Origin of the sequence: Pusillimonas sp. ANT_WB101 (assembly GCF_008369125.1) — a bacterium.
Classification (GTDB): Bacteria; Pseudomonadota; Gammaproteobacteria; order Burkholderiales; family Burkholderiaceae_B; genus Allopusillimonas.
Map to the genome: position 1 here is coordinate 1201379 of NZ_VOAY01000001.1, position 13004 is coordinate 1214382.

Here is a 13004-nt window from a genome sequence, read left to right on the forward strand (position 1 = left end):
TAGTTTTTCAAAAAGGCTGAACATGTCCGACCCATCTTCCAGCCAAACGGCCATGAGCCGCAGCCGTCAGCCACTATATCTGCAACTGGCTACCGAATTCCAACGCAACCTGGATGTCGGTGTGTGGCCGGTTGGCCATCAAATCCCCCCACTTGAAGAGCTCATGCAGACGTACAAGGTGTCGCGCATGACGTTGCGAAATGCGCTGGGTGTACTGGAAGCAGATGGGTTGATATCCAGGGTTCGGGGCAAGGGAACATTTGTAGAAAAACGCAAACACGATGCATATTCATTGAATATACCCACATCCTGGGATGAAACCGTTGCGCTTAGCGATGTGTTGGGCACACATCGGTTCGTAGAGTCAGAACGCACCGTCAAACAACTGCCCGCATTCAACATGGTGTGCAAAGGTACCCCGGCCCCAGCGTATCAGCATCTACGCCGACTGCACAGCAGTGACGGCGTGCCGTACTGCTACAGCGAGGTCTATGTTGATAACGCACTGTTCAAACAGCACAAGCGAGCCTTTCTTAAACAAGCGGCCGCTTCCGTTATTGCGCGGGTTCCTGGCCTGAAAATATCAGAATCTCGCCAGCACCTGGCCATTATTAATGCAGGGTTTGAGTCAGCCAATGTCTTGCTCTTGCGACCAGGCGAAAGCGTCGCGGAAGTTACCCGCTTTGCCTGCGCTAACGGTGTCATCATTTATTACGCCCGGTTAGAATTCCCGACCAAGTTCGTTAAACTTGAGTTGGATTTGCTGGCACGATGACCAGATAATGTCACCAGTTTTCTAGCCTCCCAACTCTTGAAATCAAGATCGCAAAACAAAGACGCCATGATCAAACTGACACGGCCTCATCTTAGCCTGCAGAACGCCCCGACCGCCCCAAGAACCTCTCCGCAAACCGCTGCGGCTCACCCTGGGCATAGCACTCTAGCTGCGCCCTCACCCCTGCAAGCACCGCATCATCAAAACCCGACTGGGTCATCTCGCGAAAACGCTGTTTCGACACCCTTACCGCAGTTGCCGGTAACGCCGCCATTTCATGCGCTTTGCTGACGGCCACTGACAGCACCTTATCGGCATCGGCAAGCTCCGTCACTAGCCCAATATCGTAAGCGCGTTGTCCGGTTATGAGGTCGCCCGTTAACGACATGGCTACATTGTGTGTAAGCCCTACGTACAAGGTCATCAAGTATGAGCCGACGATACTGGCCAGCCCCGCCTTTACCTCTGGCTGCCCGATACGAGTCTCAGGAGCAATCACGCGTATATCAGCGCATAACGCCAGCTGAAAGCCGGCGCCTGCCGCGACACCGTTGATGGCCGCAACACAAGGCTTGTTGAGGTTGCGAACGGCCTGGTACATATCACGTTGCGCGTGCAGCCAAGTAACGATATCTTCCCATCGCATTCCGGCCGATTCCATCAGGTCTTGCCCGGCACAGAACGCGCGGTCGCCGTCGCCGGTTAGAACAATGGCACCTACATCGGGCGCATCATTCAGTGCTCCAAGCGCACGCGTAAGCTGCGACCGCAATTGCCCGTTAACGGCATTCATTCGCTCAGGACGTTTCAGCGTAACGATGGCAACCTCATCGTCTCTGACTATCGATACCACATCATTGCTCATGCCTGAACTCCAAACCAAATCCATCAAATAACACCGCGCCGCGCAAGCTAAGGCTTGGCGCGGCGCGGTACACGATTCACCACATCACACGTAAGCAGGCCCATCTGTTGCCGGGTAAGCCTTGATAAAGTCCTCATCTACCTCAACGCCGATACCTGGCTTGTTCAATGGCAGTACACAACCATCTTTGTCGACGCTATAAGGCGTTTCAACCAACTGGTCGCGCAACAGATTGGTTTTAGCGGCATCCGCTTCAAAGTATCCGGCATTATCAATAGAAGCCAGAAAATGAATACTGACCGCCATGCTAATACCTGACATGGCGCTATGCGGGTTGATCAGTATTTTCTGTGCAGACCCCATGGCCGCGATACGCAGCCCCTCAGTAATGCCACCACTCTTGGATAAGTCGGGCTGCCAAATGGTGACGGTTTCTTCCTTGAGTAAATAATTGAATTCAAAACGGGTGTAATGGTTTTCACCCGATGCAAAGGGAACGCGCCCGTAGTTACGTGCTTCACGATAGCTGCGGTAGTCGTGAGCGGGAAACGGCTCATGAAATTTCCCGCAGCTAAACGCCAAGCGTTGTAGCTGGGGTTTCCCGTTTCAACGATACGCACGCCAGGGTGTTGCCACCCTGACGATTTACCACTATCTCCACGAGCGTAGGCTGAGTCTCTCCAGCCGGTTCGGAGCATCCCGCCCCTACCTCTTTTACTCTCTGTTTAGTAATCCCCACGCGCTTGACACTCTTTTTGACCAAACCATCGCTCAAAATAAGCGAAACGCCACGTTTAACCAATACCTTGGCGGCGTTGGTATCAGCGTTATCGGTGTGGTGGCAGCGTTGGCAGACAAAAACCGCTTGTGAGAGCCGGTTGTCCTGGTGAGTGAAGCCGCATTGGCTGCACTCCTGCGAAGAGTAATGCGCGGGTACCTCAATACTTAATTTTCCTGCACGCCTTGCTTTGTAGTGCGTGTAAAGCTTGATCTGGACCCAGCCAGAAGCCAGGATGGACCGATTGAGCCCCGTCTTCTGGCGAACATTCTTGCCCGGCGCTTTGATGCTCCCTTTGGCGCTGGCGGTCATGTTTTTGACGTTTAGCGCCTCGAAGACAAACAGCTTGTAACGCGTATCGGTCACCAGGGCATGGCTGGTTTGGTGGCAAAAATCCCGGCGCACGTCAGCGCCATAGCGTTGGTAACGGGCCACACGCTGTTTGGCTTTTTTCCAGCGGCCAGACCCTTTTACCCGACGTGCCTGGCGACGCTGCCAACGCTTTTTGTACTTGATCTGTTTGGCCACCCGTTTCTTTTGAACCTCGGAAAAATCGAATTGCTGACCGTCGCTGCCCGCCAGAGGGATGTTAACGCCTCGATCTAAACCCAGCGTCATGGCGGCCAGCTCAGGCGCGCTAAAGCCGCGCAACCACTCAGCCGATTCCTCTTCGGTAGGCGCGATTACCCCATCCTCATAGTTAAACGACACATGCCAGCGACGCGCGTGCACGCTCAGGTGAATAGAGGATGGCGGCTGATAGCCGCGATGGGCGACAAAGGCCAAAGCGCCGATTGGATGTTTTTTTGTGCCAATGTGCAGAGTATGGGTCACTTCTCCGGTGTCTGGGTCAGTGGCTGGCACAAAGCTGAACAACTCGTTGGTGAGCCACACAGACTGCTTACCATGCCTTGTTTGAATCGTAGGGCGCCCACCAAGACCAGAGAAGAACCGGCTGTAGGCTTGTTTCCACTTGGTCGCGCCATTGCGCAGCAGCTGGCTTGGCACCTCATAGAGCCAGGGGGTCAATTCTGGGTTTTTGAACTGGCTGTATTGCTGATCGATGGGCGCGAACTTTCCAACATGGCTCAGTGACTTACGCGCAAAGTTACGGTAATACCTGTCTTCGCCTACTTTGGCGTTGTAGATAAACCGCTGGCACCCAATCCACTGCAACAACTTACGCTGTTGAACTGGGGTGGGATAGCAGCGAAAACGGTTACCGATCTGCATGGTAGGATTGTAGCAATTATGTATTAAGGCGCAAGCATGCAAACCAACAATAAATCGCTGTCTCACGCTGTTTATAACATTAAGCTGCATGTTGTTTTTGTGACCAAATATCGACGCAAGACGTTAACGCCTGAGCTACTGGATTACCTGCAAACAGCGTTCTCGGACATTTTGGCGGCGTGGCGTTGCAAGCTGGTGGAGTTCGGCGGCGAGTCCGATCATGTGTACCTGCTAATCGACATTCATCCAGCTATGAATATTTCGGTGTTGATTAACAACCTCAAGACCGCCAGCGCCCGGCGTAGCAGGAATCGATTTGCCGAGCATCTGGCTGCATTCTATTGCAAGCCAATGTTCTGGCACCGGGCCTATTTTGCGGGCAGTGTGGGCGGGGCCACACTGGAGACGGTTAGAGCGTATGTGGACAGCCAAGGCACCGAAGAACAGGCGAGAAAGAAAGGCAAGGCGCTTTAACCAAACGCCGTTCGCTTGACCCCCACCCTGCCCGTTAGGCTAGGGTGGGGAATGCGCTCGCAACATGTTCAATTTCAACTATCTTCAGATCGTCATCGGTCATAGCGACGGGCTTGTGCTGCACATTCTTCGACATTCTTTGCTCCGCATTGATAAGAGCGCGCCACCGCGACGCACTCTCTGACCGACTCTACTAATTAATTTTTACGTCTGCTGCTTTTTCGATCTTGCCCATACACGCAGGATCCCGGCGGGTACACCGGAGTTGTCTCTGACGCATTCGTCAAGGCGACGGGCCTGCGCCAGCAGGCTTTTTATCTCCGGGATAACCTCGCGGCCAAAGCTTGACAACACCATACCGCGACCCGTACGGTCAAACAGGCGATCACCCCACTCGTCCTCCTGGCGAACAAGCTGCTTGCTAACAAACGACTGCGTCACCCCGAGTACCTTTGCGGCGGCCGTCACCGAACCATGATCTGCAATCAGCAGCACGATCTCGAGTGCTCGTTGATTAAACGGCGCCATAGTCAGCACACCGTCAACTCAACCGCTCAAACCGCGCGACAATTTCATCACGACATTCGCTATTCCACAAATGCTCGGGCAGCTGGCCATCAAGTATTTGCAACACCTGCTTGGCAGCGCCCTCTCCCATGCACTGCATGCTCTGCTTGGTGATCCCGGCAATATGGCTGGTAACCAGCACATTACCCAGTTGCAGCAAAGGCGATGACGCTGGCAGCGGCGAGGTCGTAAATACATCGAGCGCTGCGCCTCGTATATGGCCTTTAGAAAGCACGTCGATCAAGGCGGGTTCATCGATGACACCACCTCGTGACACGTTAATCAAACATGCAGTTGGCTTCATTCTCGCCAGCAGGCTGGCATCTACCAGACCTTTGGTCTTCTCATTCAGTGGGCAGGCAAGCACGATAAAATCAGAGCGCTCGAACAAAGCAGGCAAATCCACCATTTCAACAAATGAATCAGATGGTGCGCCGCTGGGTCGATAGGCAATAACATTCATATTGAAACCATGATGTGCTTTCCGCGCCAGATTTTGTCCGATCTGGCCTATGCCTACAATGCCTAGTGTCTGGCCTTCGATCTCAACCTTGTTGTCAGACAGAGCACGGGCGGCAGACCACCCTTCTTGCCGCAATGTTTTATCAATGTGGGTGAACTTGTGGGAGAGGTTTAACATTTGCCCGATCGCGTATTCAGCGACTGAGCCGGCATTGCCCCCCGGCACGTTGGCCACCGCAACGCCATGACGTGATGCGGCATCCACGGGGATCATGTCTATGCCTGCGCCATGGCGCACCACGCCGCGCAGGCGTGTGGCCTGCTCAAACAAGGCCGGTGGTAGCGGCGAGCGAACAACAATAACGTCGGCCAGACGGGCGGCATCAATTAAGCCCTGTTCTGATTTGTCTTTAGCTATTTCAACGTGTGCCCGCGCAGCCATCAGCGCGGTAGCTGACGGCGCGATGGCGTCTGTCAAGAGTACAAACGGCTGCTTGTTCAATGCATTGTCTCCGTATAATTTTTATGTAAGGCCATAAAAACAGCCCTTGTTGGCCTTTTGCTTGTCGCTAAGGCCACGACAGGCTGCCAAAAAACAATTCTAACCCAGGCTAAGCAACACTAACGCGCCCCCACAGTGGTATCGTTTAACGTTTTTCAAGAAGCAGATTATGGGTGATTTAACTGGCGCTATTATTGTTGTCGTAACGTTCGCCGTCTCGTTTGGCCTCGTCAGGGCCATAGTGCTTTATCGCAACAAACGCGCTGCCGAACGCAAACAGGCGGTTGTCGCCGCCCAGGCGCTAGAAAAGTCTTTGCAGCCACCGTCAAAAAACAAGAACAAGCGTCGGCGCGAGCAACGCAAAAATTCGTCTGGCTCGTGATTCGACAAAGCGGTAACCTGCCCGCTATACGTCTATAAGAAGGCAGAGCTGGTACGCTGTGCTGCTAGGCTATTCGCTGCTCGTACTCGGTACAATCAACCAACACCCACTACACATCAAAAAAATGACTGACTCTGCTAAAGCATCTTTACCGATACCCCAAGGCAACTATCTGCCAGCCACGCGCGATGGCGATCAAATATTTACCGCTGGCATGACCCCCCGACGCGATGGCACGCTTATTCTTAAAGGAAAGGTCAGCAGCGCACAGGCATTGGGTGACTACAAAGAGGCGGTTCAGCTGGCAGCGGCTAATGCGCTTGTGGCCGCAAAATCAACGTTAAACAGTGATGAGCAAGTAGGCAAGGTGCTGCACATGACGGTGTACATCGCTGCCGACGCAGAGTTCGAACAGCACGCCAAGTTGGCTGACTTCGCGTCTGAATACCTGGTTAACGAACTGGGTGACGCGGGCCGCAGCACGCGCGCTGCAATCGGCGTCTATACATTGCCGGGCAACGCGCCTGTTGAAATTTCATTGATTGCGAGCGCTGCTAAGGCAACCTAACGTTAACCCAAAAAATAATCGAATCTGCGCAACACACCGGATTTCTAATCGTTTTCACGCAGACGTAATCGATTTTGTGCAGCAATCAGACAGGAAAGTCAGTCTGCTCAGAACCTGATTGGTCTTTCCTGCAGTGCCCCACCCCTACAGCAAACCTTCCCGCACTATGTCGAAAGCTTGCCAACCTTCAAGGCTTACGTAAACGCCGATCGCCTGATTTTTCGGCACAAGTAGATGCTGTTATAGCTGGCCTGGATTAGGCTGGCTTCTGACACAGGCTTCTGACACTGTCATGTACATCTTGCCTGGGTGACTTCGCGCCTGAATACCTGGTTACCCAGCAAGCTGAGGCGGGCCGCAGCACGCGCGCCGCAATCGGCGTCTATGCGTGGTTTTCGCCCTGCCTGCCCTCCGTCACTTAAAACGCTTTGAATGTCTGCGGCAACCAGAGTGACAGTGCTGGAATAAACGTAACCATTAACACGACCAAAATCGACAAGATGATGAACGGTATAACCGCCCGCGCAAGGCGGACCATCGACGTGTTGAACAGCGATGACGCCACAAACAAGTTAAACCCGAACGGTGGTGTGAACATGCCCAGCGCGCCGTTTACCAAAATGATAATGCCAAGATGAATCGGGTCTACGCCGATAGCATTGGCGACTGGAAGAAACAATGGCGCAAAGATCACCGTTACTGACGTGGGATCTAAAAACATGCCCGCTATAACCAGAATCAAGTTGATCATGAGCAGAAGCGCAATCTTGGAACTGAACGTGCTGGTCAACCATTGTGAAATTTCGACGGGAACCCGTTCAATAGTCAGCAACCATGCCATTGCTGACGCCGCACCAATCAAAATCATAATCTGTGCAGTGATTGCAGCAGAATCAATGGCAATATCGAGTAAGCCCCTTACGTCCACTTCACGGTATACGACCATTGCAACAAAAATCGTATAAACCGCCGCCACTGCAGCAGATTCTGTAGGCGTTACGATCCCGCCATATATGCCACCAATGATGATGATGGGCACACCGAGCGCCCAGATGGCTCGCTTAAGTGAGCTGAGAATTTGTTCCCAGCGATAATGGTCGTTGCTTTTGTGACCACTCCACAAGCATAGAACCAGGGCATACAGCATGAACATCAAACCGTACAAAATCCCCGGTATGATGCCCGCAATAAACAACTTGCCTATCGAGACATTGGCCACCGTGCCATAAATGATCATTCCGATACTTGGCGGAATAATCGCTGACACGGATGCGCTTGCGCTGATCAGACCCGTTGAAAAGCCGGGGGCATAGCCACTTTTGATCAACGCGGGGTACATAATGCCCCCGATTGCAATAACGGTCGCCGGGCTGGATCCAGACACTGCGCCAAACAGCATGCATGCTAAAACTGTGGCAAGCGCAAGGCCGCCGGGCATTGGGCTAACCAATGACTTGGCGAAGTCAATAATACGTGTAGACATCCCGCCCCGGCCCATGACGTTTGCCGCAAGTATGAACAAGGGGACAGCCATCAGCGGAAACTTATCGAGGCCCGAAAAGGTACGCTGAACCACAATGCTTGGCGGGAAGTTTGTGAACAGTGCGATATAAACCAACGATGTCAGCAAGAACGCGACGAAAAGAGGCGTCCTTAACAACATGAGACCAATGAGTGCACCCGTAAAGCCCAGCATTACGATTCCGTCCTATCAGTAGAGGCATCAGCGGGTGATAGATTGTTGGACAATACTGGCGGAGGGGTCCAGATCAATATCAGGAAGCGAAAAAACATAAGCGTTCCGCCAATCGTCATGGCACCGTACATCAGCCACATGGGTAGCCCCAAGGCGATGGTGTTCTGATTGGTCTGAATGGCTTTCATGACAAGCTGTGCTGAGTACCAGACGAAGGCACCGCAAGTTGCTGCGCTCAGTGCATGCACGCCAGCAAGCCACCAGCGGTTGACACGGTAACTTAGATGCTCGCCCCAGATATCGACTGCAATATGCAAGCGCCGATACACGCATACACTACCGCCGATGAACGTGATCCAGATAACGCCATACCTCGCGAGTTCTTCCGCCCAGCTTAAACTTGAGCCAAACGCGTAGCGAAGAACAACATTGGCGAAGATTACCCCGGTAATGACCAGCAGAAGAACCCCTATGAAGATTTCCTCTGCCGATCTAAACCGGTTTTGCCGTTTTTTGGGTCGACTCATTTACTGGCCTGGGCCTCAATCTGCTTGAGCAGCTCATCACCATTCTTTTTGACATACTCTGACTGAATCCCTTTTGTGGCTTCTCGCAAAGGCTGTTTTTCTTCGGCACTTAATGCATATACCGTGACGCCAGCGTTCCTGATTGCGTCTAGATCCTTCTTTTCAACATCCTGCGCCAATTGACGTTGACGTTTTACCAGTTTGCGTCCGGCATCCATCAACATGGCTTGTTGTTCGTCTGTAAGACCCTTAAACCATTGCGTGCTGTACACAAGAACGCCAGCCAGCGCGGCATGTTCAGAAATAGTCAGATGCTTCTGCACCTCTTGAAACTTCATATCATGGATTAGTACCACCGGGTTTTCCTGGGCATCAATAGTTCCCATCTGCAAACCGTTGTATACCTCGGCGTAATCCATAGGAACTGGGTTTGCCCCAAGCGAGCGGTAGAAAGACATGACGATTTCACTTTCCATCGTCCTGAACTTGACGCCATTAAAATCTTCTAGCGTGCGCAATGGTTTATTGGCCGTCATTGCCTTAAACCCATCAATATAGAAGCCGACCCCGGTTACCTGCTGCTCTGCAAGAGAGTCCAACAACTTCGTTCCGACATCACCATCGACCACCTGCTCAAGGAAATCCATATCCTTGAAAACAAACGGAAGATCGAACAACTGAAGTTGAGGCGCAAAGCCACTGATACGCGCAGTAGGAACCCAAGTCATCTCCAACGACCCCAATTGCAGGCCCTCGAACATTTCACGTGCGCTACCCAACTGGCCTGAATGGAACACGTGAACGTTTATCGCACCGTCGCTGCGTTCGCTCACTTCCTTGGCAAATTCCGTCGCCGCCTCGTGGTGAATCGAGCCTTGAGGAAATCCATGTCCAAAATTGGCACTTACTGGCTTTGCCACGGCGGCAGAACTAAAAAATAACGCGGCGATACTGAGACTTAGAATTCGTTTCATGGTTTTTTTTGCGTCGATGCTTTTGCCCATAGCCAAAGGATTCTTAAATCAACCTGGCCACGCACAAGCCTCGCCTTCCTTAAAATAATTAATAAAAGCAATCGGCCGACGTCATCACCTAGAGAGCCAGCCAGGCCCGTGTTTTATTCCACACTGATCTTGGCGCGATCTATGACATCACCCCAAACCTTAATTTCTGACACGACAAAGTCATTAAATTGCTCGCGTGTGCCGTCATAGGTTGTCAGGCCGCGTTCGGCAAAATCCTTCTTGACTTGCTCTTTTGCAAAAACGCGCTTCAAGGCGTCGCTCAGTATTGCCACTTTTTCAGCGTCAACACCAGCAGGCACAAACACGCCAAACCAGAGTGATGCATCAAAGTCTTTAACGCCTAGCTCTTCCATCGTTTTAACGTCAGGCAACGCTGAAGAGCGATTTTTCGTGGTGACGGCAATCGGCCGGACGCGGCCCGAATTAATGTTCTGCAGTGCCGTGGGCAGTGGCTCCAGAAGAAAATCAATCTGGCCACCAATCAAGTCTGTCATGGCTGGCGCACCGCCGCGATACGGCACATGCGTCCATTTTGCGCCGGTGCGCAGTTTAAGCATTTCGGTTTGGATGTGGTGGCTGGTTCCCGCGCCGGCCGAACCATAATTAAGATGGGCAGAATCCTGCTTGCCGGCGTTAATTAATTGATCTAAATCCTTCCATTTTGATTTTTCGCCAACCACAAGCACACTGGCCGCTGAAGCAATGCCACCTATGGCCTGAAGATCTTTCGTCGGTGAATACGTAAGGTTTTTATACAAATTGGGCGCGACGGCGATCGTGCTGCTGGCTCCAAGAAGAATCGTATAGCCATCAGGCTCGCTTCCAGCGGCCAGGGCTGTGCCAATGGTGCCCCCGGCGCCGGTGCGGTTATCAACGATAACGGTGGTGTTCAGTTCTTTTTCCAACTGGGCAGCGGTTAGGCGCCCGACCACATCATTAATGCCCCCGGCGGGAAACGGCACAATCATTTTTATAGGCCGGTCTGGCCAGGCTTGCGCAGCCGTTGCCATGCCGATCAGTGCAAACGTGACGCTGCCCGTCAAAAAATGGCGAAAACCTTTTCGAAAATTACTTCGCTGGATCATTGGTGTCTCCTTTTGTTTTCATTGAACGTGCGCAACCCGTTTGCTTTTACGTGTTGTGGCGTGTTTTGCACACATGGTCCCAATCTTAGTGACGTAGTGACGCAGGTACAAACGATTTAATATCCTCGCTTTATGAGATAAACTAATGAGTCCATTTAAAGGCGGTTTACCACTCGCGTATGACTCAAAGGCTTCCACCCCTGCTGGCCGCACGTTATTTTGAAGCAGTCGCCAAGCACCTTTCCTTTACAAAGGCCGCCGAAGAGTTGCACTTAACGCAAGGCGCACTCAGTCTTCAGGTTCGCAAGCTTGAAGAATTTCTGGGCACCGCCCTGTTCGTGCGTCACGCCCGCAACATAGAGCTTACCGAGCATGGTCGTAGTTTTTATCATGCGTGCCGCACTTTGCTCGACGGTTTTGAAAAAGCCGTTGACGACATTAAACGCCCAAACCATCTTCAAACATTAACCGTCAGTACCATTCCTACCATTGGCATACTCTGGTTAATGCCGCGATTATCCTCGTTTACATCGCAACAACCAGACATTGAGGTGCGCGTGGTGTCTGACATACGCACCGTTGACATGCATGCCGATAACATCGATGTTGCGATACGTGTAGGTAAGCTGCCCGGCAAGCGTTACCCTGCAAAGGCCCCCGCCGTAGACCTTGTCTTGCTTGAAGACTGGACCGACATCGAAGCTGACCTGCTGTGGCCAGACGTTATGGTACCGGTTGCATCAAAGCAATGGTATGCCGCGCAGCCACCTATTACGCAACTGGCAGACTTTGCCTCGTCACGCCTTATACATACTGCCAGCCGGGCCAACGCATGGCACGACTGGCTGAGCGCTGGCGGTGCTCATTACACTGACAACGGCGACAAACTTGAGTACGGGCATTTCTACATTGCGCTTGGTGCGGCCCTAGAAAACAAAGGGATCGCGCTCATTCCAGACGTATTGCTGCATAACTACCCTGGCAGAAACGAATTAACCGTGATATTGCCCGATGGCGTTAAGCCCGTTCCAAGTGCGGGTGACTATTACCTGCTAACGCAAACCAAGTCACGAAAATCAGCAGCCATTCAAAAATTTCGCCAATGGGTGCTGGCCGAAGCAGCAGAAACACTGCGCTATTAGCTGTACTAATGCCTTAGTTGATCATAAATCGTTTGTTTGTTCCATCCGGGTTTCCTAGAATGCATTTCAATACCTTCAAGGTTGAATGAATTTTTAGAAACAGGAACTCGGCAAATGCGAAAGACAAGAATAGGTGTTGCAGGCTTCGGTGCGATTGGTCGTTCAATCGCTGAACATATAGCACAGGGCATTGAAGGCATTGAGCTGACTGTGGTTGGGGTCAGAAACCCCGATGCGCCGCCCGAGTTTGACTGGGGCAGTCAAGGCGCGCCGCGGTTCACAACGCTGGACAACATGGAGCCATACTGCGACATCGTAATCGAATGTGCGCCCGCGCCACTGCTTACCGTTATCGCAGAGCCCTTCCTGAAAGCCGGAAAAAAAGTCATCACCCTGAGTAGCAGTGCGCTATTGCTGCAACCCGCATTAATAGAACTGGCACGTCAGCACCACGGCCAGCTACTGGTACCATCGGGTGCCATTCTTGGCCTTGACGCCATTCTGGCTACCGCCGAAGGTACAGTTGAATCCGTCAAGATTGTGTCGCGCAAGCCCTTGAAAGGCTTCTTAGGGGCGCCCTACCTTGAGAAAAACAATATCGATGTGTTAAGCCTAAAAGAACCCACCATGATTTTTTCAGGTTCGGCACGCGAGGTTGCGATTGGCTTCCCGGCTAACCTGAATGTGGCCGTAAGTGTGGCGCTTGCCGGTATTGGCCCAGACAAAACAAGCCTTGAAGTGTGGGCAGACCCCACAATAAATCACAACACCCATCGAATAGAAGTTGTATCTGATTCTGCCTTGCTGACCATGCAAATTCAGAACGTTCCCACCAATAACCCGAAAACCGGGCGCATAACGGCGCAAAGCGTTATTGCCATGTTGCGCAAGCTTCACGCCCCGCTAAGCGTTGGCACCTAAGG

At 52.3% G+C, this 13004-nt stretch carries 15 protein-coding genes; 6 read left to right on the forward strand and 9 right to left on the reverse strand.

Features of this window, described 5'->3' with window-relative positions; all coding sequences use genetic code 11:
- The first annotated feature begins 22 nt into the window (after window positions 1-22).
- Window positions 23-775, forward strand: coding sequence for a GntR family transcriptional regulator (locus FQ179_RS05520; protein ID WP_149396234.1), 753 nt, complete (start codon window positions 23-25; stop codon window positions 773-775).
- Between the two features lie 91 nt (window positions 776-866).
- On the opposite strand, the gene FQ179_RS05525 is transcribed toward FQ179_RS05520, so the two are convergent.
- The 3 genes from FQ179_RS05525 to FQ179_RS05535 form a co-directional block, all read right to left on the reverse strand.
- Window positions 867-1640, reverse strand: a complete 774-nt coding sequence (locus FQ179_RS05525) for an enoyl-CoA hydratase/isomerase family protein (protein WP_149396235.1) — start codon at window positions 1638-1640, stop codon at window positions 867-869.
- An 84-nt stretch (window positions 1641-1724) separates the two neighbouring features.
- Window positions 1725-2222: an enolase C-terminal domain-like protein gene (locus FQ179_RS05530; RefSeq protein ID WP_255474840.1), complete on the reverse strand. Its 498-nt coding sequence runs from the start codon at window positions 2220-2222 to the stop codon at window positions 1725-1727.
- Complete coding sequence (locus tag FQ179_RS05535; protein WP_149396236.1) at window positions 2212-3651, reverse strand: RNA-guided endonuclease TnpB family protein; 1440 nt, start codon at window positions 3649-3651, stop codon at window positions 2212-2214. Before FQ179_RS05535 ends, FQ179_RS05530 begins: the two co-directional genes overlap by 11 nt.
- 36 nt (window positions 3652-3687) lie before the next feature.
- Between FQ179_RS05535 and tnpA the strand changes: the two genes are divergently transcribed.
- Complete coding sequence (tnpA, locus tag FQ179_RS05540) at window positions 3688-4125, forward strand: IS200/IS605 family transposase (RefSeq protein ID WP_149396237.1); 438 nt, start codon at window positions 3688-3690, stop codon at window positions 4123-4125.
- A 204-nt stretch (window positions 4126-4329) separates the two neighbouring features.
- Here tnpA and FQ179_RS05545 read toward each other — a convergent pair whose 3' ends face one another.
- A complete protein-coding gene (locus tag FQ179_RS05545; RefSeq protein WP_149396238.1) occupies window positions 4330-4653 on the reverse strand; it encodes a LysR family transcriptional regulator in 324 nt (107 codons plus the stop codon).
- A gap of 13 nt (window positions 4654-4666) precedes the next feature.
- Window positions 4667-5656: a hydroxyacid dehydrogenase gene (locus tag FQ179_RS05550; RefSeq protein WP_149396239.1), complete on the reverse strand. Its 990-nt coding sequence runs from the start codon at window positions 5654-5656 to the stop codon at window positions 4667-4669.
- Window positions 5657-5825: 169 nt separating this feature from the next.
- Between FQ179_RS05550 and FQ179_RS05555 the strand changes: the two genes are divergently transcribed.
- Both FQ179_RS05555 and FQ179_RS05560 read left to right on the forward strand, forming a co-directional pair.
- Window positions 5826-6038 (forward strand): hypothetical protein, encoded by a 213-nt coding sequence (locus tag FQ179_RS05555; RefSeq protein ID WP_149396240.1) that lies wholly within the window; start codon window positions 5826-5828, stop codon window positions 6036-6038.
- Between the two features lie 124 nt (window positions 6039-6162).
- The gene (locus FQ179_RS05560; protein WP_149396241.1) at window positions 6163-6606 is read left to right on the forward strand and encodes a RidA family protein; all 444 of its coding nucleotides are present in this window, start codon (window positions 6163-6165) and stop codon (window positions 6604-6606) included.
- A gap of 418 nt (window positions 6607-7024) precedes the next feature.
- On the opposite strand, the gene FQ179_RS05565 is transcribed toward FQ179_RS05560, so the two are convergent.
- The 4 genes from FQ179_RS05565 to FQ179_RS05580 all read right to left on the reverse strand — a co-directional run bounded on the left by FQ179_RS05565 (window position 7025) and on the right by FQ179_RS05580 (window position 10939).
- The gene (locus tag FQ179_RS05565; protein WP_149396242.1) at window positions 7025-8302 is read right to left on the reverse strand and encodes a TRAP transporter large permease; all 1278 of its coding nucleotides are present in this window, start codon (window positions 8300-8302) and stop codon (window positions 7025-7027) included.
- On the reverse strand, window positions 8302-8829 hold the full coding sequence (locus FQ179_RS05570) for a TRAP transporter small permease (protein ID WP_149396243.1): 528 nt from the start codon (window positions 8827-8829) through the stop codon (window positions 8302-8304). Before FQ179_RS05570 ends, FQ179_RS05565 begins: the two co-directional genes overlap by 1 nt.
- Window positions 8826-9833, reverse strand: coding sequence for a TRAP transporter substrate-binding protein (locus tag FQ179_RS05575; RefSeq protein WP_149396244.1), 1008 nt, complete (start codon window positions 9831-9833; stop codon window positions 8826-8828). Before FQ179_RS05575 ends, FQ179_RS05570 begins: the two co-directional genes overlap by 4 nt.
- A gap of 113 nt (window positions 9834-9946) precedes the next feature.
- The gene (locus tag FQ179_RS05580) at window positions 9947-10939 is read right to left on the reverse strand and encodes a tripartite tricarboxylate transporter substrate binding protein (protein WP_149396245.1); all 993 of its coding nucleotides are present in this window, start codon (window positions 10937-10939) and stop codon (window positions 9947-9949) included.
- A gap of 179 nt (window positions 10940-11118) precedes the next feature.
- Between FQ179_RS05580 and FQ179_RS05585 the strand changes: the two genes are divergently transcribed.
- On the forward strand, window positions 11119-12081 hold the full coding sequence (locus tag FQ179_RS05585; protein ID WP_149396246.1) for a LysR substrate-binding domain-containing protein: 963 nt from the start codon (window positions 11119-11121) through the stop codon (window positions 12079-12081).
- Window positions 12082-12195: 114 nt separating this feature from the next.
- Window positions 12196-13002, forward strand: a complete 807-nt coding sequence (locus FQ179_RS05590) for an aspartate dehydrogenase (RefSeq protein WP_149396247.1) — start codon at window positions 12196-12198, stop codon at window positions 13000-13002.
- The last annotated feature ends 2 nt before the right edge of the window (window positions 13003-13004 follow it).